The sequence below is a fragment of the Winogradskyella sp. Asnod2-B02-A genome (assembly GCF_045063645.1).
Classification (GTDB): Bacteria; Bacteroidota; Bacteroidia; order Flavobacteriales; family Flavobacteriaceae; genus Winogradskyella.
In genome coordinates this window covers 767,202-792,567 of record NZ_JBEFOG010000026.1, presented here as the reverse complement: position 1 = coordinate 792,567, position 25,366 = coordinate 767,202, and the positions used below count along the sequence as shown (strand labels likewise).

Below are 25,366 nucleotides of genomic sequence, written 5' to 3'. Positions count from 1 at the left end.
ATATGAGTTATCTTTTAAAATTAAAACCACAATATAGACTTCAACTAGGAATCTTAATTTTGATTTTGTCACTGATTTCATTTTTTGTTATTTGGAATTATGAAACAGGATTTTTTGGTGGATTTATAGCTGGCGGATTGCTAGGTATTGGTTTAGGATTAATTGTAACTTATAAGAAACAATAATTAAAGAACATGAGCGAGCAACTAAAAGTGCCAACTATGGCAGAAATGATGGCAGAAGGCAAGCAACCAGAAATTTTATTTTGGGTAGGTTCTGCTGGTAGTTATGATGATAGAGCAAAGAAAATCACTAGGGCTTTTGTAAAGATTTTAAACAAAGCAAACGTAAATTTTGCAGTATTAGGAACTGAAGAAAGTAATACAGGTGATGTGGCTAAACGTGCAGGAAATGAATTCTTATTTCAAATGCAAGCTGTTATGAATATTGAAGTGCTCAATGCTTATGAAGTAAAGCGCATCGTAACTTGTGATCCTCATTCTTTTAACTGTCTAAAAAATGAATATCCTGGTCTTGGTGGTAATTACGATGTTATTCATCACACACAATTTATAGAAGAGTTAATAAGTTCTGGTCGTTTAACTTTAGATGGCAATACGTATAAAGGCAAGCGCATTACATTTCATGACCCATGTTATTTAGGTAGAGCAAATAGTGTTTATGAAGCACCTAGAGATGTGCTTAAAAAAACCAATGCAACTTTAATTGAAATGAAAAGACATAAAGGAACCGCTTTATGTTGTGGAGCAGGAGGTGCACAAATGTTTAAAGATGCCGAGCCAGGTGATAAGGAAATTAATGTCCTTAGAACCGAAGATGCTTTAGAAACACAACCTGAAATCATTGCAACAGGTTGTCCATACTGTAATACCATGATGACAGATGGTGTAAAATTTAAAGAAAAAGAAGCAGATATTAAAGTGATGGATATTGCGGAGTTAATTGCTGATGCATAATAGTATAAAGTAATGGGAAACAATATTGAAAAATTACCATTAAAAAAGAGGGTAATTGGTGGTATATTTAGTGGTTTGTTTTTTGCATCTTCTTTAGCTGTTTTTGATTATTTTGACAATCATTCTTTTTCACTTTTAAAATATTTATTTGGTGGTTTGTTTTTCGGATTCTTTATGAGTTTATCATTTAGACATAAAATCACAAAAAAGAAAGATTAATATAATTTACACTACAATGAACTTCACAAATCTTCAAATTGATATAGAAACCTTACCAAAAGTTGAAGATCTTGTTTTAAAACCCATTTCAAAATCATATTTTAAAATCATTATGCTAAATAAACTTGCTATCTATGCAGGTTTAATTGGGTTAGTATTTGGTTTAAAATACATCATAGAAAAAAAGGAAGAGGTTGAGCTTAATTTGTGGTACATGCTATCTGCTGTAGCTGTATTTTGTGTTTTTAATTTCATAGTAAGTTTATTGGCCTTTAAAAAACGAAAATATGCTATGCGTGAGCACGATGTGGTTTATGCTAAAGGTTTAATTGTACATTCTGTAACTACAGTTCCGATTTCTAGAATTCAACATGTTGAAGAATCTCGAAGTTGGTTAGCAAGATATTTCGGATTATCTACACTTAAAATTTTCACAGCAGGCGAAGCAGGAAGCGATTTAAGCATCAAAGGTTTACCACATCTTGAAGCCAAGCAGATTAAGGAAATAATTAGCAATAAGGTTAATGGAAACAACTGATTTCTCTCAACCTATAAGGCAGTCTGCTAAAGGGATAATTGTTATTTTTGCATTTAATACTTTTAATTTTTTTAAAAAGTTTTTTGTGCTTTTTATTGCTTTTGGAGTTTCAATAATGCGACGAAAAACGTTTGGTGGTATTACACCAACAATGATGTTGTTGGGCTTAGTCGCAGTTCTTATCATAATATTAATTATTGCGATTCTAAAATATCTCAACTTTAAGTTTTATCTCAATAAAGACGATTTTCATTTAGCCACAGGCATTATAAATAAGGATAATACCATTATTCCGAAGTCTAAAATTCAGAATGTATATATCAAACAAAATTTTCTGCAACAGTTAATCAATGTAGTATCTGTAAAGATAGAAACTGCTGGAGATAAAAAATCTGAAATTGAAATTAGTGCTTTAGATAAGCCAACCGCTTTATTATTAAAGAAGAAATTATTCACTAAAGCATTAATTGAAAACGAACAAGAAGCATATGTTGATGATACAGAAGTGTTTTTTAAAGTCACTCCAAAACGTTTATTATTAGAAGGTTTGTCTCAAAATCATTTTAAGAGTTTTTTGCTGATATTTAGTTTTGCCTTTGGACTTTATAATGAATTCAAAGATTTTTTAGAAGCATTAGAATTAGATAAGCATATTGATGATTTTGTAAAATTGGATGAACACACTGTGTTAAACTTAATAATTACCAATGTTATTATTGTTGTTATCGTTATTTTAATTTCCTTTTTGTTTTCTGTTGTAAAAACGTTTATTATCAATTTTAATTTAGAAGTTGTAGAACATCAAAAGACTATTGAAATCAATAAAGGACTAATTAATAAGGTATCCTTGAGTTTAACGCCAAGCCGTATTCAGAATTTGGTAATTACAACCAACCGTGTAAAACAATATTTTAACCTGCATAGTTTATCTGTTATGCAAGCGATGGTTAATGTAAAGCAACAAAAGAATTTTAAAATTGTTGCTTTAGAAAAAGAACAGCTTAATTATCTTATAAATAAACTTTTAATAACATATAAAGGTGAAGGTGAATCTGGAAAACCACGACCTTATTTTATGCGAATTTCTGCCTTAGAAATGCTTGTTTTTGGTATTGCTATTAACGGTTTGTCTGTGTTCTTTTTTGGTGTTGAGATGTTATGGATTAATACCGTTTTTATTCCTTTTGCAGTACTGTATGTTTATTTTGCTTTTAAAAAGGCGTATTATATAATTTCAGACGATTTTGTGACCATTGGGAGCGGAGTGATTGATACTACAACTAATATTTTAGAGATTAATAAAATTCAGGCGGTAAAAATAAAACAGACCATTTTTCAAAACCGAAGACGAATTGCATCTGTTATAATTTCTACAGCATCTAAATCTGTTACCATTCCTTATGTTTCAAAATCGGAAGCTTTAGCTATTTATAATTTCTTATTATTTAAGGTAGAATCTCAAGATAAAGATTGGATGTAAAATTGTACTTTTGTTCTTATAAAAAAGAGATAGTTATGTTAGTTGATTTTAACACTTTGCCAGAAGAATCTAGAGTCTGGATTTACCAATCTAATCGTTCGTTTTCAGACGAAGAACTAGAGCAATTAAAAACACAATTAGATACATTTATTGAGGCTTGGACTGCTCACGGAAAAGATTTAAAAGCGGGTTATAAGTTAGTGTATAAACGATTTATTGTGATAGCTATGGATCAAAGCTTAAATAACGCAACAGGTTGTTCTATAGATTCTTCAGTTAACTTTATACAACAATTAGAGCAGCAATATAATGTAGATCTAATGGATAAAATGAATGTATCTTATAAACAAGGTGAATTTATTGCTTATAAACCATTGGTTGATTTTAAAAAAATGGCACAGCAAAAAGCGGTTTCTAAAAACACCATTGTATTTAATAATCTAGTTACTAATATTGCCGAATTTAATGAAAATTGGGAAGTGCCAGCAAGCGAAAGTTGGCATAATAGATTTATTAAGTAACACTTTGTCTAAAAAACTTTCATATTTCATTTAGAATAGTCAGTTTTACAATTACAAACAATAAATTTCAAAACTGTGGCTACAGACATTTTCTTATTAAATATCTCAGGACAAGATAAACCTGGATTAACCTCAAGTTTAACAGGAGTATTAGCAGAATACGATGCTAAAGTTCTAGATATTGGTCAAGCTAATATTCATGATACCTTGTCTCTAGGTATTATGTTTGAAATTAAATCGGGTAAGAAATCAGCAGCAGTTCTCAAAGATTTATTGTTTAAAGCTTATGAACTTGGTATTACGGCTAAATTCTCAACAATTTCACTTCAAGATTATGAAGATTGGGTGAATTTGCAAGGAAAGAATCGTTATATCGTGACTATTTTAGGAGAAAAATTGACTGCAGAACAAATCTCGGAAGTCACTAAAATAATCTCGGCAAGAAACTTAAATATCGATTCTATAAAGCGATTAACTGGTAGAACATCATTAGTTAAAAAAGTAGAATATCCAAGAGCTTCAATTCAATTATCAATAAGAGGAGAAATAAAAGATAAGTCTGATTTTACTCAAAAAATATTGGATATATCTAAAGAATTAGATGTTGATATTGCTTTTCAAGAAGATAATATCTTTAGAAGAAATAGACGTTTAGTTTGTTTTGATATGGATTCAACATTAATTCAAACAGAAGTTATTGATGAGTTAGCAGAATTAGCAGGTGTTGGTGAGAAAGTAAAAGCGATTACAGAATCTGCAATGCAAGGTGAAATTGATTTTCAGGAGAGTTTTAAACAACGTATGAAACTTTTAGAAGGCTTAAGTGAATCTGTGTTACAAGAAGTTGCAGAACGATTGCCAATTACTAAAGGAGCAAAACGCTTAATCGATACGTTACATTATTACGGTTTTAAAACGGCTATTTTGTCTGGTGGTTTTACTTATTTTGGACATTATCTTCAGAAAAAATTAGATATTGATTTTGTTTATGCCAATCAATTAGAAATTAAAGATGGTGCTTTAACTGGTGGTTATCTTGGTGATATTGTAGATGGTAGTAAAAAAGCAGAATATTTGCAGTTACTAGCAGATAATATGGGGATTGATATTAGTCAAACCATTGCTGTTGGTGATGGAGCAAATGATTTACAGATGCTTAACTTAGCTGGTTTAGGTATTGCCTTTCACGCAAAGCCTAAAGTAAAAGACAATGCACAAAGTTCTATTTCTAGTATAGGATTAGATGGTGTATTGTATTTGTTGGGTTACCATGATCGCCAGATTGATTTGTTACAATAAACTGAAATAATAATTTGTTATTTGAGTTATAATTGTAATTGATTACAAGTTCATACGACTTTAAATAGTAAAATTTATGAAAATCAAATTCTTTATAATAGCATTTTTATTAGTTGCTTTACAAGCTTATTCGCAAAATTGGCAAACAGATTTTGAGACTTCTAAACAATTAGCCTCTGATGAAAATAAAATTATTGTTCTCGTTTTTCAGGGCTCAGATTGGTGTGCACCTTGCATTAAATTAGATAGAGAAATTTGGAGTACGCAAGAATTTAAAGATTTAGCAGAGGATAAATTTATAATGCTTCAAGCAGATTTTCCTAGGAGGAAAAACAATAAATTATCTACAGAGCAACAAGAACACAATAATCAATTAGCCGAAAAATATAATAAAAATGGTTATTTCCCATTTGTTGTAGTTTTAAATGCTGAAGGTAATCAACTAGGGAGTTTAGGCTACGAAAAAACAACACCTACTAAGTATTTTGAAAAAATAGTGTCTTTTGAAAATTAAACTTTTCATACTAAGTGTTTTTATCTGTGCCTTTGGTTTTAGCCAAGATGTGTACACAAAGACACTAAAACTAATGGGCAGTCGTTTTGAAATTTCTGTCGTTGCAAATGATTCGGTAGAAGGACAAAAATATATAGTGTCTGCAATAGGTGAGATTAAAAGAATAGAAAATCTCATTTCTTCGTGGGATTCTAATTCACAAACATCCGAAATAAATAGATCAGCAGGAGTTTCTGCGGTAAAAGTAGATTTAGAATTGTTTCAATTAATTGAGCGTGCATTAAAAATTTCAAAGTTAACCGATGGTGCTTTTGATATTAGTTATGCGTCAATGGATAAAATTTGGAAATTTGATGGTTCAATGACCACTATGCCTTCAAAAGAAGCAATTAAAAAATCTGTAGAGAAAGTAGGTTATGAAAACATTATTTTAGATGCAACAAACCAAACGGTCTTTTTAAAGTTAAAAGGCATGAAAATTGGCTTTGGTGCTATTGGTAAAGGTTATGCTGCAGATAAGGCGAAAGCATTACTTATTAATAATGGTGTTTCTGCTGGGATTATTAATGCGTCTGGGGATTTAAATACTTGGGGAACTCAGCCTAACGGAAAGGATTGGATGGTTGCTATTGTAAATCCACTTAACAAAGAAAAGGTGTTCTCTTGGATGCCAGTAAAGAATAGTGCTGTTGTAACTTCTGGTAATTATGAAAAATATATTAGATTTAATGATGTCTTATATACACATATTATTGATCCAAGAACAGGATATCCTGCCACAGGAATTTTAAGTGTTACTATTTTTACACAAAATGCAGAATTAGCAGATGCTTTAGCGACTTCAGTCTTTGTGATGGGAGAAGAAGCCGGTTTAAATTTTATAAATCAATTAAAGGGAGTGGAGTGCATTATCGTAAATAAAGACAATAAAATTGTATCTTCATCTCAAATAGAATTGCAAAACTAAGAGTAAATATGAAAAAAGTATTAATTATTGCATTGCTCACAGCATCACTTACCTCTTGTGTGGCTGTTAAGGAATACGAAAAAGTAAATTTAAGTGATCCAGATATGACTTTAGCTCAGAAAAAATTAGATCGCTTTGAAACAAGTTATCAGGTTTATCGTGAAGCAGCATCGGGAGCAAATGGTGGAAAGTCTGGTGGAGGATGTGGTTGTAATTAATGATTGAAGATTAATGAAAAATAGCATTGTTTTAATGTTTTTAGCTGTATTTGGTTTTTCAAATGCTCAGCAAGATTCTACAAAAGTTTATAAAAAAAGAGTATTAGAAACTACAGAAGTTGACTTTTTGAGTACATATTATGCTCAAGACGGAAAGAATGCATCTGTAACAGGAGGTATAGGTACAGAGGAATTAACAGATTTAACTGGTACAATTGTAGTAAGTATGCCTTTAAATGCAGATGATGTACTTACCATAGATGCTGGCTTTTCAGCCTATACTTCTGCGTCTTCTAGTAATGGAAATCCTTTTGATATTTCGGGTGCTTCTGGAGACGATGATGATGATGACGACGACGACGATGATAGAGATTCAGTGACAGATAAAATAGGAAGTCCTTGGGTAACATCCTCAGGAGCTTCGGCTTCAGATACTTGGGTTAATTTAGGAGTAGATTACTCACATAGTTCAGACGATAGAAATACAATTTGGAATGTAGATGCTTCATTTTCTAGAGAATACGATTATAGTTCTATTGGTTTTGGTGGTGGATTAACGAAATTGTTTAACGAAAAAAACACCACTTTAGGTGTGAGTGGAAAAGTCTATTTAGATACTTGGAATCCAATTTATCCAACAGAATTAAAGGCATATAGTGATGTTAACGGAGATTTAAGTGAAGGTTTTTTTGACGGAGTTTCAATAATAAATCAAGAAGGCAATGAGTCTACAGAATGGAGTCCAATTAATGGATTTCAATCTATAACCGATAAAGCAAGAAATTCGTATTCAGTATCCTTAAGCTTTTCGCAAATATTGAGTAAGAATGCGCAATTCTCTGTTTTTTTAGATCTTGTTAAGCAAGATGGTTGGTTAGGCAATCCATTACAACGTGTATACTTTGCTGATGTAGATAATTATTATATTGGTAATGCCAATAGTATTTCAAATTATACATCTTCAAGTAATAAGGATGTATTTCATTTAGCAGATGATATTGAACGACTGCCTTCTAGTAGATTTAAAGTGCCATTTGGTTTCAGATTAAATTATTATTTAAATGAGACTTTTGTGCTTAGAACGTATTATAGATTTTACTCAGATGATTGGGGAATTCAGTCGCACACATTTAATTTAGAAGTGCCTATAAAGATTTCTTCAAAATTTACATTGTATCCTTCGTATAGGTATTATAACCAAACAGAATCAGATTACTTTGCACCTTATGATTCGCATTTATCAACAGATGAATATTATACGTCAGACTATGATTTGTCTAAATTTAATGCAAGCCAATATGGTTTTGGTATTAGTTATACCGATATTTTTGCTAAAACTCATATTTGGAAATTTGGCTTAAAGACCATTGATTTTAAGTATAATAATTATCAACGTAATACAGGCTTAAGTGCTAATTACGTCGGTATTGGATTTAAATTTGTACAAGATTAACGGTTAAAACTTCTTTATAATTCTATCTTAAAGTCTTTTTACTTCCTTTGAAATATGCTAATTTGGCACAATATTCGTTATCATATAATGAACTTTAAAAGAAGGGATAATAATTTAGAATTATTTTTTCTTTTCAGGATATATAAAATATTGACATTTCTATAGTTACGGTTCTGTTTTATACTTAAATAATAAAGATAGAAAACAGGTTTTGTCAATGGCTTTAAAGTTCGTTAAATGAAATAACCATAAACGATAAAAGATTGCTAATGCGTTACCTTGCCCTTATTCTTATTTTTAGCTGTTTGCAGTTTAGTTTTGCTCAAGATTATGCTAAAAACCCACTTCAAACCCAAGATTCTATCCAACAGAAAAAATGGGTAGATGATCTATTTAATTCGCTTTCAATTGAAGAGCGAATTGGTCAACTTTTTATGGTTCAGGTATTTTCCGATAAAGGTAGAGTTCATGAAGCTGAAATAGCTAAACTTATTACAGAACAACATATTGGTGGTTTAATCTATTCTAATGGAGGACCAGTACGTCAAGCAAAATTAAATAACAGCTTGCAATCGGCTTCAAAGATTCCTTTATTAGTTGGGATGGATGCAGAATGGGGTTTAAGTATGCGATTAGATTCTACGTATGCTTTTCCTTGGAATATGACACTTGGTGCAATTTCAGATAACAATTTAGTAGAACAAACAGGAAGACAAATTGGTGAGCATTGTAAGCGATTAGGCGTACATTTTAATTTTGCTCCTGCTGTAGATATAAATACCAATCCTAAAAACCCAATAATTGGTAATCGTTCTTTTGGCGAAGACAGAGATAATGTTACGGATAAAGGATTAGCGTTTATGAAAGGCATGCAAAGTGCTGGTACTTTAGCAAATGCCAAGCATTTTCCAGGTCATGGTGATACAGAGGAAGATTCGCATTTAAAACTGCCAACTATAAATTTTAGTGCAAAACGTATAGATTCTATAGAGTTATATCCTTATAAAAAATTGATTAAAGAAGGTTTAGCAAGTGTAATGGTTGCACACTTAAACGTGCCGAGTTTAGAGAAGAGGAGAGGGTTTCCATCGTCATTGTCTAAGCATATTGTTACTGATATTTTAAAAAATCAATTAGGTTTTAATGGCTTAATATTCACAGATGCTTTAACCATGAAAGGTGCTGCGGATTATGTAGAAAAAGGAGTAGATGGTACAAGAACTAAAAGTATTGTGCAAGGTGGTGAAATTGATTTAATGGCTTTTTTAGCAGGAAATGATGTGATGTTAATGTCTGAAGATCCAGAAAAAGGTATTGCTAAATTTGTTGAAGCTTATAATAATGGCATCATCACTGAAGAAAGATTAGCACATTCGGTTAAGAAAATATTGATGGCCAAATATAAAGTGGGATTAAATAATTATTCGCCTATTGGAATCTATGACTTAGAAAAGGATTTAAATAGGCTTAAAGATGATTTACTTTACGAAGAGCTCATGGAAAATGCAATTACAGTGGTTAAAAACAGTAATTCATTATTGCCATTGCGCGATTTGCAGACTAAGAAAATTGCCTATGTTTCACTAGGAGATGATGAAGGTTCTGCTTTTTTACAAGAATTAAAAAAGTATGCAAAAGTTCATGAAATAAAGGCAGATAAGCTTGACGAAATAATAGAGAAGCTTCAAAATTATAATACGGTTGTAATTGGTTTTCATAAATCTAATGCAAATCCATGGAAAAGCTTCAAATTCTCTCAGAAGGAAATGGCTTGGTTGTATGAAATAGCAAGAACAAATACAGTTATATTAGATGTGTTTGCAAGGCCTTACGCATTAAATGATTTGCTTTCTATTGATAATATTGAAGGCATTGTAATGAGTTATCAGAATAGTGAAATCTCACAAGAAAAATCTGCACAACTTCTTTTTGGAGCAATTCCGGCAAAAGGAAAATTACCAGTGAGTACAGGCGAATACTTTCCGGTAGGTACAGGTGAAACTTATAATGCATTACTAAATTTAAGTTATGGCTTACCAGAACGTGTTGGTATGGATTCTAAATTATTGAGCAGAATAGATTCTATAGCAAACATTGCTGTAGATGGAAAAATGACACCTGGAATACAATTATTAGTGGCCAGAAAAGGTAAAGTGATTTACAATAAAAACTTTGGTTATCATACTTATGAAAAGAAAAACAAAGTAGATTTTAATGATGTTTACGATGTGGCTTCATTAACAAAAATCTTAGCAACACTACCTGTTTTAATGGAATTGGAAGAAAAAGGAGCAGTGTCACTCGATGATAAATTGAGTAAGTTAATGCCAGAGTATAAAAACACCAATAAGAAGAATGTCACCTTAAAGAAAATGTTGTCTCATTACGCACGTTTAAAACCTTGGGTTCCTTTTTATTATGCAACTTTAGATACAGTAACAAAAAAACCAGATCCTAAATATTATAGAGCTACTAGAACAAAAGGTTTTGATGTAGAAGTGACAAACACGCTGTTTATGCGAAATGATTATAAAGATTCAATTCAGAAAATCATTAGAGACAGTGAGTTGTTGTCTACTTTACGTTATCGCTATAGTGATTTGCCTTATTATATTCTTAAAAATTATCTCGAAGGGTTTTATGATAAACCTTTAAGTGAAATTACTGAAGATCGTTTTTATAAGCCTCTAGGAGCTAATTATACCACTTATAATCCACGTAATAAATTCAGTTTAAAAGATATTGTACCTACTGAGATAGACGATTATTACCGTTATAAAAAAGTACATGGTTATGTACATGATATGGGAGCAGCAATGCAAGGAGGAGTAGGAGGCCATGCAGGTGTTTTTAGTAACGCTAATGATGTGGCTAAAATTATGCAGATGTATTTGCAAAAAGGTTTTTATGGAGGAAAACGCTATCTAAAAAGTGAAACTATAGATAAATTTAATTACTGTTATTATTGCGAAAATGATAATAGAAGAGGTATAGGCTTTGATAAACCTCAATTAGGTGAAGCTGGTCCAACTTGTGGATGTCTTTCAATGACTAGTTTTGGACACTCAGGTTTTACAGGTACTTATGCTTGGGCAGATCCAGAAGAAGAAATTGTTTATGTCTTTTTAGCCAACAGAACCTATCCGCAAGCTGGTAAAAACTTATTACTACGAGAAAATATCAGAACTGAGATTCAGCGTTTAATTTATGAGGCTATTATAGACTAAGTGTTTATCATTTAAAGTTAAAAAGTCTTAAAGTTAAAGTCAAACTTATTCTAAAAAACTAACTTTAGAAATTGAAATAAGCAAGACTATTATTTAATAGCTAAGAAAGGAATTCTTGTACATTTCGACTATAGATTTATATTGAATTTTTATCACTTATTAGATTTTTAAATATTTAAAGCATTTACATGAAAATAGGAATAGTATGTTACCCAACATTTGGAGGTAGTGGTGTTGTTGCCACAGAATTAGGTTTAGAGCTTTCAAAACGTGGACACGAGATTCATTTTATAACCTATAGCCAGCCTGTACGTTTAGAATTGTTGAGTAGTAATGTGCATTTCCATGAGGTTCATGTTCCTGAATATCCTTTATTTCATTACCAACCTTATGAGCTAGCTTTATCAAGTAAACTTGTTGATATGGTGAAGTTATATGGAATAGAATTGTTGCATGTACATTACGCCATTCCTCACGCTTATGCAGCTTATATGGCGCAGCAAATGCTTAAAGATGAAGGTATTTCTATACCTATTGTAACTACCTTACATGGCACTGATATTACTTTAGTAGGAAGTCATCCGTTTTATAAACCAGCAGTAACCTTTAGTATTAATAAATCTGATGCTGTTACTTCTGTTTCTGAAAGTTTAAAAAAGGATACTTTGCGTTTGTTCGATATTAAAAAAGAGATTCATGTCGTTCCTAATTTTATAGATTTAGAGAAGCAAGAACATCACTTTACGGATTGTCAACGTGGAATGATGGCAGATGAGAATGAACGAATCATAACTCATATTAGTAATTTTAGGGAAGTGAAACGAATTCCAGATGTGATTAAAATTTTCTATAACATCCAAAAAGAATTACCAGCAAAATTAATGCTTGTAGGTGAAGGTCCCGAAAAAGAAGGTGCTGAACTATTAGTTGAAGAATTAGGAATTTCTGATCGTGTGGTGTTTTTAGGAAATAGTAATGAAATTGATAGAATATTATGTTTTAGTGATTTGTTTTTGTTACCGTCTAAAACTGAAAGTTTTGGTTTAGCTGCGCTAGAAGCTATGGCAAGTGGTGTTCCTGTTATTTCTACAAATACAGGAGGATTGGCCGAAGTAAATGAAGATGGTTTTTCTGGTTACTTAAGTGATGTTGGTGATATAAACGGCATGTCTGATAATGCTATAAAAATATTATCTAATCCAGATACTTTAAATCGTTTTAAGGCGAATGCTAAAACACAGTCTAAGAAATTCGACCTGCATAACATTGTACCTATGTACGAAAACATTTATGAGGAGACATTGAAGACGTTTTTGGTGCATTAGTTTAAAACATAAATTTTCTAACGTTTACCAATTACCAACCCATTTACCACATTTCACTAACTTCCTGTTTAATAAATGCCAATGCTGCATTACTAGGAGCTGGTTTTTCCATTAATTCTGTTAAAACAACTTCTCTAAGTTTATTGGCAGTGTCTGTACTCTCTTGCATTGTTGCTTTTCTAATCAATTGAATAGTTGCATTTTTCGCAGCTTGTGTTATAGACCAACATTGGTCGCTAACATAAATTTGTTGCGATAAGTTATGCTCAAACTCTTGCTCAATAGTTGCAATAAGTAAACCTTCATAATCTTCCTTATTTGAAGATGTAGGATTCACTCTCGTTAGTAATTTTGATGGAGCAATCCTTTCTAAAAAAAGTGCCATGCGTTCATAGGCTTGTAAGCGCAATGGAAATGTTTCTTTTTGTAAATCTTTCTGCAATAAAAAACGTCTTCTGCTATTTTCATTTTGTATGTGTTGCTGAAAGAAATAGTATGCAATTGCTCCAACGATAGCTGCAGGTGCAATGCTAAAAAGAAGTTCTATAATTTTATCAATATCCATTAAAAGCTGTTTTTTTGAGTTAAGATTATTTTGTTATTCGTTAAGAGGTTTAGATCTGTTAAAGTAAATTCAATCACCAATCTGTAAAGTTAATTTATTTTAAAGATTTTGAAAAATTTAAATATGAAATCAAAATATAAAAAAACAACAATTGTAATTGTTACAATAATATTTGTTATACTATTTCTAAGTCTTTTAGTAAACTTTTTTATAGAACGTAAAATTGGCACTTTTATTAATACGAAATTAGATTCTACCAAAATAGAATATACATCTATTGATGTTAACGTATGGACAGGAAATTTGGTCTTTACTTCTCCAACAGTATTTCTAGTAGGACAAACTACCAACAAAACGATTCTTAACGCTAAATTAAAGTCTATTGAAATCAATGATATTGGTTATTGGGATTTGCTATTTAATGATCAAATTACGGTAGAATCTGTTGTAGTAAATCAACTTGTAGCAAAATATGTGCACAATACAATAGTTAAGAAAGACCACTATAAAAGTGGTTTTTTAGATAAGATAGAACAAGTAATTAAAATCAAAGCATTAAAAATTAATAACGCAGATGTTTTAATAACAGATTACGTTACGGATTCTATTGTGTTAAGTATTCCAAAATTTAATTTTGATTTAAAAGATTTTCAAATCAATCCGAAAGCTTCAATAACTAATAAGAAATTCAAGTACTCAGATTTTAACTTAATTGCCCAAAACCTAAAGTGGTCAATTAATGAGTTCGAAGATTTGCTTGCAGAATCAATTGATATTACCAATAATAGCGCAACTTTTAAAGACTTCAAGCTAAAAACTAAATATAGTAAAGATCAATATTCAAAAATTTTAAAAACAGAGCGTGATCATTTTAAGCTAGACATAAAAGAAGTGAAAATCTCTGATATGGATTTTGGGTTTAACAGTGAAGGTAAATTCTATTTTAAGTCAAATCATGTCCGTTTTAATTTACCTAAAGCACAGATTTATAGAGATAAATTAGTCGCTGATGATTTGTCCTACAAACCATTGTATGGAGCAATGCTTAGAGATTTAAAATTTGAATTAAATTTAAAATTAATTGAAATATCACAAGGTAAAATATCCTATTTAGAAAAAGTGAAATTAGATAAGCCAGCTGGAAGGTTAGATTTTATAGATATTGATGCTACAATTACTAATTTAGGAAACACAAATGCTAATACAGATACATCTATTAAAGTAAATTCTACTTTTATGGAGAATTCGCCGTTAGAGGTAAACTGGAATTTTAAGGTAGCAGACACCACAGACCAATTTGTATTTAAAGGAGATTTAGGATGGTTTAAGGCAGCCCAAATGGATCAATTTACGCAACCCAATCTTAATGTGGATTTAAATGGCGAGTTAAAGCAGACCTATTTTACAATAAGTGGAAATCCTAGAATATCTCGTATAGACTTAAAAATAAAGTATGATGATTTTGAAATTTCAATTCTGAAAAAAGGGGAGATAGAAAAGAATAAATTGTTGTCAACCATAGTTAATCTTTTTGTTTCAGAAGATAGTGAAGAAGAAAAAAGGAATTTTAGATATGGGCAAGCAGACACCATTGAACGAGATACTACGAAATCTGTTTTTAATTTTATTTGGCTAAACCTAAAAGGTGGTTTACGCTCTTCTTTAATAGGAGATGGTAAGAAAGTAAATTGATTGAAATCAAACAATTGAAACATTGTTTAAAATTTATCGGCTTTCAGTTCGGAAAACCATAAGACTATCCGTAATTTTACAGCTTCAAAAAAAACTAGCTTGGAAAAGTATCTCAGTCAACTTAACGACGCTCAATTAGAACCCACTGTTCAGATTAACGGACCGATGATCATCATTGCTGGTGCAGGTTCTGGTAAGACGCGTGTACTTACGTATCGTATTGCTTATTTAATGAGTAAGGGTATTGATTCGTTTAATATTTTGGCTTTGACCTTTACAAATAAAGCTGCCAAAGAGATGAAAGGCAGAATCGCTGATATTGTTGGCGATGAAGCAAAAAATCTGTGGATGGGTACATTTCACTCGGTTTTTGCTAAAATTCTTCGTTTTGAAGGGCACCATCTTGGCTATCCAAGTAATTTTACAATTTACGATACTCAAGATTCTCAAAAATTAATGGGTTCCATTATTAGAGAAATGGGACTCGATAAAGATATCTATAAAACGAAACAGGTTTATAGCCGTATTTCATCATATAAAAATAGTCTTGTTACAGTAAAAGCGTATTTTAAAAATCCAGAACTTATGGAAGCTGATGCTATGGCTAGGCGACCAAAAATGGGAGAGATTTACAAAGAGTATGTAGATCGCTGTTTTAAAGCAGGAGCAATGGATTTTGATGATTTGTTGTTGAGAACGAATGAGTTATTAACTCGTTTTCCTAATGTATTAGCACAATATCAAGATAAATTTCGTTATATTTTGGTCGATGAGTATCAGGATACTAACCACTCGCAATATTTAATTGTACGTGCTTTAGCAGATCGTTTTCAGAATATATGTGTTGTAGGTGATGATGCGCAAAGTATTTATGCTTTCCGTGGTGCCAATATTAATAATATTCTGAATTTTCAAAAAGATTACGATGGTGTTAAAATGTTTCGATTAGAACAAAATTACCGTTCTACTAAAAATATTGTTGGTGCTGCAAACTCAGTTATTGAGCATAATAAAACTAAGATTGATAAAATAGTTTGGACTGCTAATGTTGAAGGAGAAAAAGTAATTGTGCATCGCGCAATGACTGATGCAGAAGAAGGACGTTATGTGGCAAGTACCATTTGGGAAACCAAAATGAATAATCAACTTCCACATAGTGAATTTGCTGTGTTGTATCGTACCAATGCGCAATCGAGAGCAATTGAAGATGCGTTGCGAAAACGAGATATTCCATACCGAATTTATGGTGGATTATCATTTTACCAACGAAAAGAGATAAAAGATGTTACAGCTTATTTACGTATCATTCTTAATTCTGCAGATGAAGAAGCACTAAAACGTGTAATTAATTATCCTGCTAGAGGTATTGGACAAACAACCATTGATAGATTGATGGTCGCAGCCAATGCAACCGGTAAAACAATTTATGATCTCATTAAAAATATTGATTCCATTTCTATAAATATTAATAGTGGAACAAAAAATAAATTAAGAGATTTTGTAACACTTATTGAAAGTTACAAAGTGATGAATCAGACAGCAAACGCATTTGATCTATCAGAACATGTCACCAAAACCAGTGGCTTAATTAGAGAATTAAGTAAGGATGGTACACCTGAAGGCATTACTAAGATTGATAATGTTCAGGAATTATTAAACGGTATAAAAGATTTTGTTGAAGGTCAGATGGAATTGGCAGATGCAGGAGATTCATTAGCCGAATTTTTGGAAGATGTGGCTTTGGCAACTGATTTAGATGGTGATAAAGGCGATCCTGATCATGTTGCTTTAATGAGTATTCACATGGCAAAAGGCTTAGAATTTGGACATGTGTTTATAGTTGGTATGGAAGAAGATTTATTTCCGAGTGCCATGAGTATGAATACGCGAAGCGAATTAGAAGAAGAACGACGTTTGTTTTATGTGGCTATCACTAGAGCAGAAAAACAAGCTTATTTAACTTACACATTATCCCGTTACCGTTGGGGAAAATTGATAGATGCTGAACCTAGTAGATTTATTGAAGAAATCGACGACGAGTTTGTAAATATAGTAACACCTTTAAAAGAACAACGCTTTAATCCAATGTTAGATAAATCTATATTTGGAGATATTGAACCAAATCGCATACGATTTGCAAAACCCAAAACTGCAAAAATGGCAAAGAAGAAAACAAAGACCAAACCTGAAAACTTTGAAATCAGCGCACCAAAAAAGATGGTACCTTTAAGTGAGGCTGAAAGTGACATTGATTCTTTTGATAAGAAATTAGAAGTTGGAAGTAAGGTAAACCACCAACGTTTTGGTAGGGGAGAGGTCCTTAAAATTGAAGGAGTTGGTGCAGACGCTAAAGCTGAAATTAAGTTTCAGAAAGGAGATGTAAAAAAGTTGTTATTACGCTTTGCTAAGCTTCAGATAATGAGGGAGTAGGTTTTATAAGTAGGTTTCAATAAACAACTGTAACTTTATAGTTGTATCTAATAAATTTAAACCACTCCAACCATGTCCTTCATAAGGATATAAAGTAAATTCATGTATTACATTTAATTCTTCAAGCTTATCTCGCAGTGCTGTGCCTTGTGTTGTAGGAATTAAAGGATCTAGAGCTCCATAAAATAAAATAGTTGGAGGAGCAGAAGCAGTTACGTTATAGTAAGGACTCACTTCTTCTAAATATGCTGTTGTTGGATCTATACCAAATGTATTTATAATCTCTTGAAAAAAAACATTATTTAAGTTATCTAAATATGCAGGATCTGTAAAATTAGTTGGTCCAACAACGCTACAAACCATTTTTGTTTGGTTATCTATGTCAAAAGCATAGCTCCATAACAGCGATAAGTGAGCACCAGCACTTACGCCAACAAACCCTATATCATCAGAGATTGTATAATTAATTTTATTGTCTTTTAAGAAATTAACAACGCTGGTAATATCATTAATTTGCATTGGGTAGGCTTGATTGTTTTCATTAGCTAAACGATAGTTAATATTAACCACAGCATAACTTGGCATTTGGTCTTTTAGAAACGTCTTGTATGGATTCATATCTGTTTTATCTCCAGATGTCCATCCGCCTCCATGAACTAAAATAATTGTTTTAGTTGCTGCGGTTCGGTTTGCAGGTAAGTACAAATCGAAAACCTGATCACTATTATCACCATAAGAAATGTTTAATGCTTCGTATGCTTCAAGCGGATTTAGAACTTCAGCTTCATTAGTATTAGAACTATCAGAAGAACATGAAATCAGTATTGAAACTGAAAATAACGAGATGAAGATTAATTTTAAATGTTTCATTTGATTGAAAATAGTATTTTTAAGAAGGAGCATTTTTTATAATTAATCATTGATTTAAATGATAAAATTTTAAACAGGCTCGTTTCATATTAAAAATTATAGTTACTTTGTATAACGTACTAGAAAGAGACTTATTATGGCCGAGTTTATTAAGATATATCCTGAAAACCCTAACCCTAAAGCCATTCAGAAAGTGGTTAAGGTACTAAAAAATGGTGGATTAATAATTTATCCAACCGATACTGTTTATGGTTTAGGCTGCGATATTACCAATATTAAAGCATTAGAACGCATTGCTCAAATTAAAGGTGTGAAACTAGAGAAATCTAATTTTTCATTTGTTTGTGAGGACTTAAGTAATTTAAGCGATTATGTAAAACAAATAGATACTACAACTTTCAAAATCTTAAAACGTGCCTTACCTGGACCTTATACTTTTATTTTACCAGGTTCTAAAAACCTGCCAAATCCGTTCAAAAAACGAAAAACAGTGGGTATAAGAGTCCCAGATAATTCTATTGCTTTAGCTTTAGTTGCTGCGCTAGGTAATCCTATCGTTTCTACTTCTATTAGAGACGAAGATGACGTTTTAGAATATACTACAGACCCTGAATTAATTCTTGAAAAATGGGATAATTTAGTGGATTTGGTTATCGATGGAGGCTATGGAGATAATGAAGCCTCTACGATTATTGATCTGTCTGAAGATGAACCAATAGTTGTTAGACAAGGAAAAGGAAGCTTGGAGATTTTTTAATCTTTCAATCTAACAGGTTTCTTTACACTATAGAATAAAACCAATCCAATAATTCCTGTGACTAAAAACCCTATAAAAAGAGGCAATACAGATGTTTTTATAAAACTACCAATATAATTTGCAATAGGTACTGCCATTATGGTAGAAATAAAGCCATTAAGTGCAGATCCGATACCTGCAATATGTCCCATAGGTTGCATGGCTAATGCTCTATAATTTCCAAATAAGAAAGCAACACTAGCAAATTGAAGCATTAAAAAGAGAATTAATATTTCTATTGGAGGATTTACACCAGACCAGAAAAGAATCACATAAGTTAAAGAAATAACCACAAAGGCCAATAAGGCAATATTTACTAAATTCCACATGCCAAACCGCATTACAATGGCACTATTTAAAAAAGTAGCCAAGCCAATTGTAACGGCTAAACTGGCAAAAATGTAGGGAAAATATGCTCCCAAATCATATTGAACTTGAAAAATTTGTTGAGATGTACTTAAATACACCATGAAGGAACCTGTCACCAATCCTGAAAGTAGTGTGTAAATGATTGCTGATTTTATTCTAAAGAAAGTTCTAGTACCAGTTTTAAAGATGGATAAATGAAACGTTTTTTGATAGCTTTCGTGTAGCGTTTCTGGTTGTCGTCTCCAAAACCAAAGTATTACTGCTGATCCAAACACTAAGTTGACCGTAAAAATAGATTGCCATCCAAAATGAATTAATAAAAACTGCCCTAACATTGGTGCAATAACTGGTACTAATATAAAGGTCATAGTCACTATGGATAATATCTTTGCCATATGATCTCCATTATATGAATCTCTTACAATTGCGATACTCATGGTTCTTGGTGATGATAACCCTACGCCTTGTAATACACGACCCAAAAGCATAACTTCAAAACTCCGTGTTGTGATGCAAATTATGGATGCAATTACAAAAACACCAAATCCGAAATAAACCATTGGTTTGCGACCAAAACTATCCGATAATGGTCCAAAAATTAATTGTCCAAATCCGAGTCCTAAAAATATAGCTGTAATAAGTTTTTGATTATCAGTTTCATTTACACTACCTAAGTAATCTCCAATTTTAGGTAATGCAGGTAACACCGCGTCGATAGAAAGCGCAACAATAGACATTAATGCTGCCATTAATATTACAAATTCTAATTGCGACCGTGTTTGGTTTTTCATGGCGCAAAAGTAAGAATTATTGTCTATTTTTGATGAGAAACAATAGCAATATAAGTTTAAAATATTATATAAATCCTTGGTATGCTTACAGAGACATTAATTAAATTATTTAGCAGAGATCTTAACAGTATTATAGATGAAATTAATTTATATAAAGATGAATCTTGTCTATGGAAAACAGAAGGATTAGTCACAAATTCAGCAGGAAATATAAGTCTACATATTATCTCTAATTTAAATCATTTTATTGGTGCTATTTTAGGAGAATCGGGTTATGTTAGAAACCGTGAATTGGAATTTTCGTTAAAAGATATTCCTAAGGCTGAATTAATTAAAGAGTTGAAAGAGACCATTGTAATTGTTGGAAATACCTTAACCAACTTGTCTGCTGAAGATTTACGAGCAAACTATAAACTTCAAGTTTTTAATGCACCAATGACCACTGAATACTTTTTAGTGCATTTGGCGTCGCATTTGGCCTATCACTTAGGTCAAATTAACTATCATAGACGATTTCTAGATTAAAATTAAATTTGAATTTATCCTATATCAGTTTAAGAAAATTGTAAGCGTATCTTTGCATAAACTTTTACTCTAAAATGCAACATCTAAAAGATACACCTAAACGCTCTAAAACAGATAAACCAAAAGTTACAATGAAATCGGCTTTTAAGACCATTATTTGGCCTAGACGAAAATTGGTATTTATTGGCTTAATTCTTATTGTTATACGCAGTTTGTCTGGCCTTATTTTACCATGGCAAAGTAAAGTACTCTTAGATGATGTGGTACCAAATAAAGATTTTGATGGACTTTATTCACTAATTGGTATTGTAATCGTTGCAATTTTAGTACAATCCATAACATCATTTTTATTAACCAGAATCTTAAGCGTACAAGCACAATATTTAATATCAGAATTACGAGCACAAGTACAAAAGAAAGTACTTTCATTACCAATTAGCTTTTTTGATAATACAAAATCAGGAGCATTAGTTTCTCGTATTATGAGTGATGTTGAAGGAGTAAGAAATTTAATAGGTACTGGTTTAGTTCAACTCGTTGGTGGTTCTTTTACAGCTATAGTCTCATTAGTTATTTTAATAAAATTAAATGCTTGGATGACCTTATTTGTCTTTGTGCCATTATCATTATTTGGAATTGTAGCATTAAAAGCATTCAAATATATACGACCAGTATTTAGAAATCGAGGAAAAATTAATGCAGAAGTTACAGGTAGATTAACAGAAACATTAGCAGGAGTGCGTGTTATTAAAGCATTTAATGCTGAAGATCAAGAAAACAAGACTTTTGAAATAGGAGTAGAGCGTCTATTTCAAAATGTAAAAAAGAGTTTAACTGCAACAGCTTTAATGACGAGTTCTTCAACCTTTTTAATTGGTGTAGCTACTACAGGAATAATGGGTATTGGTGGTTATTACATGATTGAAGGTAGCATGACAACTGGTGAGTTTTTATTCTTTACTTTAATTCTAGGGTTTATGATAGCGCCAATAGTTCAAATGAGTAACATTGGTAGTCAATTAACTGAGGCTTTAGCAGGCTTAGATCGTACTGAAGAGTTAATGAATCTTGCAACCGAAGATGAACAAGAAGATCGCACCATTACATTGGAAACCATTAAAGGAGATATTAAATTTGATAATGTCTCGTTCGCTTATGAAGAAGGAAAGCCAGTTTTACATAACATAGATTTTTATGCACCTTCTGGTTCTGTTACGGCATTGGTTGGGAGTTCAGGTTCTGGTAAATCTACTATTGCAGGATTATCAGCTACATTTTTAAATCCAGAATCGGGAGTAATAACTATAGATGGTGAAGATTTATCTAAGGTTGTATTGAGTAGTTTTAGGCAGAATTTAGGTGTGGTTTTACAAGATGAATTTTTATTTGAAGGTACAATTAGAGAGAATATATTGTTTCCAAGACCTAACGCAACTGAAGCACAATTGCTACACGCAGTAAATGCAGCTTACGTGAATGAATTTACAGATCGTTTTGATGATGGTTTAGAAACCTTAATAGGCGAGCGTGGAGTGAAATTGTCTGGTGGTCAACGTCAGCGAATCGCAATTGCAAGAGCTATTTTAGCAGATCCTAAGATTATCATCTTAGATGAAGCAACATCAAACTTAGATACCGAAAGCGAAGGCTTAATTCAGAAAAGTTTATCAGAATTAACCAATGATAGAACTACTATTGTCATTGCTCACCGTTTAAGTACTATTAAAAAAGCAGATCAGATTTTAGTGATAGAAAATGGTCGAATTGCAGAACGCGGAACACACAATGAGTTATTGGCAAAACAAGGACGTTATTACGACCTATATACGTTTCAAGCTAAAATTTAAATAGGAAGTACTTTTGATGATATTTTTTGAAATTTTGTCGGTTTTAAAAATCAATAGATTAGAATGTTTTTTATAAATATGACATATTTACAAAAACAGGATCAAATTTTAACACAGCTCTTGTTTCTCCAAGGTAAAAAACGCTTTTCGTTGAGGGTTTGTTTTGTGCATTCTAATTATATGTTGTGATTCTGTATTTTTCCATATACCTATAAAAGCTAGATTTTTTTTATTTTATATTTGAGGCTTATTAAAAGCTCATATAATGTCATGAAAATTATCAAGATTAGCTTAACATTTTTGTCCATATTGTTTTTCGTTTTTACATTACATGCAGTGGCCATTGAAAACAATCAAAGCCAAGAAAAAGTTTGGTATGTAGAGGTGGAAGGAAATGACGAGAGTAGTGTAGAGGTTAGATTAAATGATATACCTGTGTGCAGATTGTCTTTAGATCCCGAAGATGGTTCTGGCAGTTCTGTAACACGCGTTAAATATTATACGCAGCCAGGAACTAATACCTTATCAATTTATCCATTATCAAAAAAAGGTAAATCAACCATTCGTTTAGTAGTTTATACAAAAAATGAAGACACTCAAGAGTCAGTTAAAGATGTGCTTGCAGAGGTTGTAATAGACAATGATGATAGTGTCGTCCATAAACAAATAGAGTTGTCTTCTGATATAAAAGAATGGCCATGGCTTTCTACTGATACTATTACAGACGAAAATAGTAAAAAGGGAGCTATTAATTTTGTGAATGATTTCTATGAAATAATGGTGCAGAATAACGTAAAAGAAATGATTGTTGCTGCAGATCCTATACTAACCTATGATCTTATGTCAGACCCAAACATGAACAAACAAGAGTTAGTACAAGAATGGACAGAAAACATGGAAATGATGTTTAATGATGAAAATATCTATGATAACATTGAGACTATTTCAATTCAATTAATACCTATTGCCAACAACAAATTATTTGAAGTAAAACGAAAAGACGGTAGTCCGGTTTTTAGAACATCTTACGGAAGTGAATTTACTGTAGGTTTTAAGAATATTATTGGTCGTAAAAATGGTATTTGGAATTTTTACCATTAATATAATGTGTTTAATTACAGGTTTTTAAGTTGTGTTTGTTGATTGCGTTTTTTAGAATTCTGTTGTTTACAATTGTTACAGTGGAATATTTCCATGCTTACGACTAGGCTTTACAACATCCTTGTTCTCTAACATGCTAAATGCTTTTATTAATTTACGTCTTGTGTTTTGTGGTAATATAACTTCATCTACAAAACCGCGTTCTGCAGCACTATAAGGATTGGCGAATAAATTAGCGTATTCTGCTTCTTTCTCTTTCCACTTCGCTTCTTTGTCGTCAGCTTTAGAAATTTCACGTTTAAAAATGATTTCAGCAGCACCTTTGGCACCCATAACAGCAATTTCTGCATTTGGCCAAGCAAAATTCATGTCTGCACCGATGTGTTTAGAGTTCATAACATCGTATGCTCCACCATAAGCTTTTCTGGTAATAACCGTAATTCTAGGCACTGTAGCTTCACTAAAAGCGTAGAGCAGTTTAGCTCCGTTTACAATGATACCATTCCATTCTTGATCAGTTCCTGGTAAAAAACCAGGGACATCTTCTAATACTAAAAGCGGAATATTAAAGCAATCACAGAAACGCACAAAGCGTGCTGCTTTTTTAGAACTATTCACATCTAAAACTCCTGCTAAAAACATAGGCTGATTAGCAACAATACCAATACTTTTTCCACCTAATCTAGCAAAACCTACAATGATGTTTTCCGCATAGTCTTTATGGATTTCATAGAAGGAATCCTCATCAATAATACCTGTAATAATCTTATGCATATCATAAGGTTTATTAGGATTTTCAGGAACAATAGCTTCTAAAGATTCTCTAACTTCTTCTTTAAGCTCAAACGGAAAATCTACAGGTTTTTCCTTATTGCTTTGTGGTAAGTAGCTCAATAATTTTTTAATATCTTCTAAACACGCTACATCGTTAGTTGATGTTATATGAGCAACACCAGATTTTGAAGAATGTACGCTTGCACCACCTAATTCTTCACTCGTTACTTCTTCATTGGTCACAGTTTTTACCACGTTTGGTCCAGTAACAAACATATAACTCGTGTCTTGCACCATAAAAGTAAAGTCTGTCATTGCTGGAGAATACACAGCACCACCAGCACAAGGTCCCATAATGGCAGATATTTGGGGAATAACACCAGAAGACTGAACATTTTTGTAAAATATATCAGCATAACCACCTAAAGAACGCACGCCTTCTTGAATACGAGCTCCACCAGAATCGTTAAGACCAATTAATGGTGCTCCAACATTAACAGCCATATCCATGATTTTACAGATTTTTTCAGCATGAGTTTCAGAGAGTGAACCACCAAAAACGGTAAAATCTTGTGCAAAAACATAAATTAATCTACCATTTACAGTGCCATAACCTGTTACTACACCATCGCCATAAAACTGTTGGTCAGCCATACCAAAATCTTTAGTTCTATGAGTTACTAAAGCACCAATTTCTTCAAACGAACCTTCATCTAAAAGATACATTACACGTTCGCGAGCTGTTAATTTTTTCTTTTGATGTTGTTTATCTATTCGTGCTTGTCCACCTCCTAGTTTGGCTAGAGCTAGTTTGTCGTTTAAAATTTCTATCTTGTTGTTCATGCTTATTTTTTTTGATACAAAACTA

Annotated in this window: 23 protein-coding genes; 19 read left to right on the top strand and 4 right to left on the bottom strand. The window is 31.9% G+C overall.

From position 1 onward, the window contains the following. The first annotated feature begins 2 nt into the window (after nt 1-2). The 13 genes from ACJJVO_RS06955 to bshA all read left to right on the top strand — a co-directional run bounded on the left by ACJJVO_RS06955 (nt 3) and on the right by bshA (nt 12,738). Nucleotides 3-185, top strand: coding sequence for a hypothetical protein (locus ACJJVO_RS06955; RefSeq protein ID WP_405572130.1), 183 nt, complete (start codon nt 3-5; stop codon nt 183-185). Nucleotides 186-194: 9 nt separating this feature from the next. Beyond that, complete coding sequence (locus tag ACJJVO_RS06950; RefSeq protein WP_405572127.1) at nt 195-977, top strand: (Fe-S)-binding protein; 783 nt, start codon at nt 195-197, stop codon at nt 975-977. 12 nt (nt 978-989) lie between these two features. Then, the gene (locus tag ACJJVO_RS06945) at nt 990-1,196 is read left to right on the top strand and encodes a hypothetical protein (RefSeq protein ID WP_405572125.1); all 207 of its coding nucleotides are present in this window, start codon (nt 990-992) and stop codon (nt 1,194-1,196) included. A gap of 16 nt (nt 1,197-1,212) precedes the next feature. After that, the gene (locus tag ACJJVO_RS06940; protein ID WP_405572122.1) at nt 1,213-1,734 is read left to right on the top strand and encodes a PH domain-containing protein; all 522 of its coding nucleotides are present in this window, start codon (nt 1,213-1,215) and stop codon (nt 1,732-1,734) included. Then, entirely contained in the window at nt 1,721-3,214 is a 1,494-nt protein-coding gene (locus tag ACJJVO_RS06935) for a PH domain-containing protein (protein WP_405572121.1), read from the top strand. The genes ACJJVO_RS06940 and ACJJVO_RS06935 overlap by 14 nt, the downstream gene beginning before the upstream one ends. 35 nt (nt 3,215-3,249) lie before the next feature. Then, entirely contained in the window at nt 3,250-3,735 is a 486-nt protein-coding gene (locus tag ACJJVO_RS06930; RefSeq protein WP_405572118.1) for an ABC transporter ATPase, read from the top strand. Between the two features lie 75 nt (nt 3,736-3,810). Beyond that, complete coding sequence (gene serB, locus ACJJVO_RS06925) at nt 3,811-5,034, top strand: phosphoserine phosphatase SerB (protein ID WP_405572116.1); 1,224 nt, start codon at nt 3,811-3,813, stop codon at nt 5,032-5,034. Between the two features lie 76 nt (nt 5,035-5,110). Beyond that, on the top strand, nt 5,111-5,548 hold the full coding sequence (locus ACJJVO_RS06920; RefSeq protein ID WP_405572113.1) for a thioredoxin family protein: 438 nt from the start codon (nt 5,111-5,113) through the stop codon (nt 5,546-5,548). After that, the gene (locus ACJJVO_RS06915) at nt 5,538-6,515 is read left to right on the top strand and encodes an FAD:protein FMN transferase (RefSeq protein WP_405572111.1); all 978 of its coding nucleotides are present in this window, start codon (nt 5,538-5,540) and stop codon (nt 6,513-6,515) included. Before ACJJVO_RS06920 ends, ACJJVO_RS06915 begins: the two co-directional genes overlap by 11 nt. A gap of 8 nt (nt 6,516-6,523) precedes the next feature. Continuing rightward, nucleotides 6,524-6,733, top strand: a complete 210-nt coding sequence (locus ACJJVO_RS06910; protein ID WP_115817546.1) for a DUF4266 domain-containing protein — start codon at nt 6,524-6,526, stop codon at nt 6,731-6,733. A gap of 13 nt (nt 6,734-6,746) precedes the next feature. Beyond that, on the top strand, nt 6,747-8,186 hold the full coding sequence (locus ACJJVO_RS06905; protein ID WP_405572109.1) for a DUF3570 domain-containing protein: 1,440 nt from the start codon (nt 6,747-6,749) through the stop codon (nt 8,184-8,186). Between the two features lie 269 nt (nt 8,187-8,455). Next, complete coding sequence (locus ACJJVO_RS06900) at nt 8,456-11,413, top strand: glycoside hydrolase family 3 N-terminal domain-containing protein (protein WP_405572107.1); 2,958 nt, start codon at nt 8,456-8,458, stop codon at nt 11,411-11,413. Nucleotides 11,414-11,601: 188 nt separating this feature from the next. Then, on the top strand, nt 11,602-12,738 hold the full coding sequence (gene bshA, locus ACJJVO_RS06895) for an N-acetyl-alpha-D-glucosaminyl L-malate synthase BshA (RefSeq protein WP_405572106.1): 1,137 nt from the start codon (nt 11,602-11,604) through the stop codon (nt 12,736-12,738). Nucleotides 12,739-12,781: 43 nt separating this feature from the next. On the opposite strand, the gene ACJJVO_RS06890 is transcribed toward bshA, so the two are convergent. Continuing rightward, a complete protein-coding gene (locus ACJJVO_RS06890) occupies nt 12,782-13,303 on the bottom strand; it encodes a hypothetical protein (RefSeq protein WP_405572104.1) in 522 nt (173 codons plus the stop codon). A gap of 123 nt (nt 13,304-13,426) precedes the next feature. On the opposite strand from ACJJVO_RS06890, the gene ACJJVO_RS06885 reads away from it, so the two are divergent. Together ACJJVO_RS06885 and ACJJVO_RS06880 are read left to right on the top strand one after the other, a co-directional pair. Next, a complete protein-coding gene (locus ACJJVO_RS06885; RefSeq protein WP_405572102.1) occupies nt 13,427-14,995 on the top strand; it encodes a hypothetical protein in 1,569 nt (522 codons plus the stop codon). A gap of 99 nt (nt 14,996-15,094) precedes the next feature. Then, nucleotides 15,095-17,425, top strand: coding sequence for an ATP-dependent helicase (locus ACJJVO_RS06880; RefSeq protein ID WP_405572100.1), 2,331 nt, complete (start codon nt 15,095-15,097; stop codon nt 17,423-17,425). Between the two features lie 3 nt (nt 17,426-17,428). On the opposite strand, the gene ACJJVO_RS06875 is transcribed toward ACJJVO_RS06880, so the two are convergent. Beyond that, nucleotides 17,429-18,295, bottom strand: a complete 867-nt coding sequence (locus ACJJVO_RS06875; protein WP_405572098.1) for an alpha/beta hydrolase fold domain-containing protein — start codon at nt 18,293-18,295, stop codon at nt 17,429-17,431. Between the two features lie 136 nt (nt 18,296-18,431). Here ACJJVO_RS06875 and ACJJVO_RS06870 point away from each other — a divergent pair, with 136 nt between their 5' ends. After that, on the top strand, nt 18,432-19,052 hold the full coding sequence (locus tag ACJJVO_RS06870; protein ID WP_405572097.1) for an L-threonylcarbamoyladenylate synthase: 621 nt from the start codon (nt 18,432-18,434) through the stop codon (nt 19,050-19,052). Here the strand turns inward: ACJJVO_RS06870 and ACJJVO_RS06865 are convergent. Then, nucleotides 19,049-20,251, bottom strand: coding sequence for a multidrug effflux MFS transporter (locus ACJJVO_RS06865; protein ID WP_405572094.1), 1,203 nt, complete (start codon nt 20,249-20,251; stop codon nt 19,049-19,051). The genes ACJJVO_RS06870 and ACJJVO_RS06865 overlap by 4 nt on opposite strands. A gap of 81 nt (nt 20,252-20,332) precedes the next feature. Between ACJJVO_RS06865 and ACJJVO_RS06860 the strand changes: the two genes are divergently transcribed. From ACJJVO_RS06860 to ACJJVO_RS06850, 3 genes are all read left to right on the top strand, one after another. Then, a complete protein-coding gene (locus tag ACJJVO_RS06860) occupies nt 20,333-20,776 on the top strand; it encodes a DinB family protein (protein ID WP_405572092.1) in 444 nt (147 codons plus the stop codon). Nucleotides 20,777-20,850: 74 nt separating this feature from the next. Further along, a complete protein-coding gene (locus ACJJVO_RS06855) occupies nt 20,851-22,623 on the top strand; it encodes an ABC transporter ATP-binding protein (RefSeq protein WP_405572089.1) in 1,773 nt (590 codons plus the stop codon). Nucleotides 22,624-22,893: 270 nt separating this feature from the next. After that, a complete protein-coding gene (locus ACJJVO_RS06850) occupies nt 22,894-23,724 on the top strand; it encodes a hypothetical protein (RefSeq protein WP_405572086.1) in 831 nt (276 codons plus the stop codon). Between the two features lie 75 nt (nt 23,725-23,799). Here ACJJVO_RS06850 and ACJJVO_RS06845 read toward each other — a convergent pair whose 3' ends face one another. Beyond that, nucleotides 23,800-25,341: an acyl-CoA carboxylase subunit beta gene (locus ACJJVO_RS06845; RefSeq protein ID WP_405572084.1), complete on the bottom strand. Its 1,542-nt coding sequence runs from the start codon at nt 25,339-25,341 to the stop codon at nt 23,800-23,802. Nucleotides 25,342-25,366: the final 25 nt, after the last annotated feature.

What these genes read in the sequence shown, in the direction of transcription:
- ACJJVO_RS06955 (WP_405572130.1), top strand. Translation starts at nt 3, where the DNA reads ATGAGTTATCTTTTAAAATTAAAACCACAATATAGACTTCAACTAGGA.
- ACJJVO_RS06950 (WP_405572127.1), top strand. Translation starts at nt 195, where the DNA reads ATGAGCGAGCAACTAAAAGTGCCAACTATGGCAGAAATGATGGCAGAA.
- ACJJVO_RS06945 (WP_405572125.1), top strand. Translation starts at nt 990, where the DNA reads ATGGGAAACAATATTGAAAAATTACCATTAAAAAAGAGGGTAATTGGT.
- ACJJVO_RS06940 (WP_405572122.1), top strand. Translation starts at nt 1,213, where the DNA reads ATGAACTTCACAAATCTTCAAATTGATATAGAAACCTTACCAAAAGTT.
- ACJJVO_RS06935 (WP_405572121.1), top strand. Translation starts at nt 1,721, where the DNA reads ATGGAAACAACTGATTTCTCTCAACCTATAAGGCAGTCTGCTAAAGGG.
- ACJJVO_RS06930 (WP_405572118.1), top strand. Translation starts at nt 3,250, where the DNA reads ATGTTAGTTGATTTTAACACTTTGCCAGAAGAATCTAGAGTCTGGATT.
- ACJJVO_RS06920 (WP_405572113.1), top strand. Translation starts at nt 5,111, where the DNA reads ATGAAAATCAAATTCTTTATAATAGCATTTTTATTAGTTGCTTTACAA.
- ACJJVO_RS06910 (WP_115817546.1), top strand. Translation starts at nt 6,524, where the DNA reads ATGAAAAAAGTATTAATTATTGCATTGCTCACAGCATCACTTACCTCT.
- ACJJVO_RS06905 (WP_405572109.1), top strand. Translation starts at nt 6,747, where the DNA reads ATGAAAAATAGCATTGTTTTAATGTTTTTAGCTGTATTTGGTTTTTCA.
- ACJJVO_RS06900 (WP_405572107.1), top strand. Translation starts at nt 8,456, where the DNA reads ATGCGTTACCTTGCCCTTATTCTTATTTTTAGCTGTTTGCAGTTTAGT.
- bshA (WP_405572106.1), top strand. Translation starts at nt 11,602, where the DNA reads ATGAAAATAGGAATAGTATGTTACCCAACATTTGGAGGTAGTGGTGTT.
- ACJJVO_RS06890 (WP_405572104.1), bottom strand. Translation starts at nt 13,303, where the DNA reads ATGGATATTGATAAAATTATAGAACTTCTTTTTAGCATTGCACCTGCA.
- ACJJVO_RS06885 (WP_405572102.1), top strand. Translation starts at nt 13,427, where the DNA reads ATGAAATCAAAATATAAAAAAACAACAATTGTAATTGTTACAATAATA.
- ACJJVO_RS06875 (WP_405572098.1), bottom strand. Translation starts at nt 18,295, where the DNA reads ATGAAACATTTAAAATTAATCTTCATCTCGTTATTTTCAGTTTCAATA.
- ACJJVO_RS06870 (WP_405572097.1), top strand. Translation starts at nt 18,432, where the DNA reads ATGGCCGAGTTTATTAAGATATATCCTGAAAACCCTAACCCTAAAGCC.
- ACJJVO_RS06865 (WP_405572094.1), bottom strand. Translation starts at nt 20,251, where the DNA reads ATGAAAAACCAAACACGGTCGCAATTAGAATTTGTAATATTAATGGCA.
- ACJJVO_RS06860 (WP_405572092.1), top strand. Translation starts at nt 20,333, where the DNA reads ATGCTTACAGAGACATTAATTAAATTATTTAGCAGAGATCTTAACAGT.
- ACJJVO_RS06855 (WP_405572089.1), top strand. Translation starts at nt 20,851, where the DNA reads ATGCAACATCTAAAAGATACACCTAAACGCTCTAAAACAGATAAACCA.
- ACJJVO_RS06850 (WP_405572086.1), top strand. Translation starts at nt 22,894, where the DNA reads ATGAAAATTATCAAGATTAGCTTAACATTTTTGTCCATATTGTTTTTC.
- ACJJVO_RS06845 (WP_405572084.1), bottom strand. Translation starts at nt 25,341, where the DNA reads ATGAACAACAAGATAGAAATTTTAAACGACAAACTAGCTCTAGCCAAA.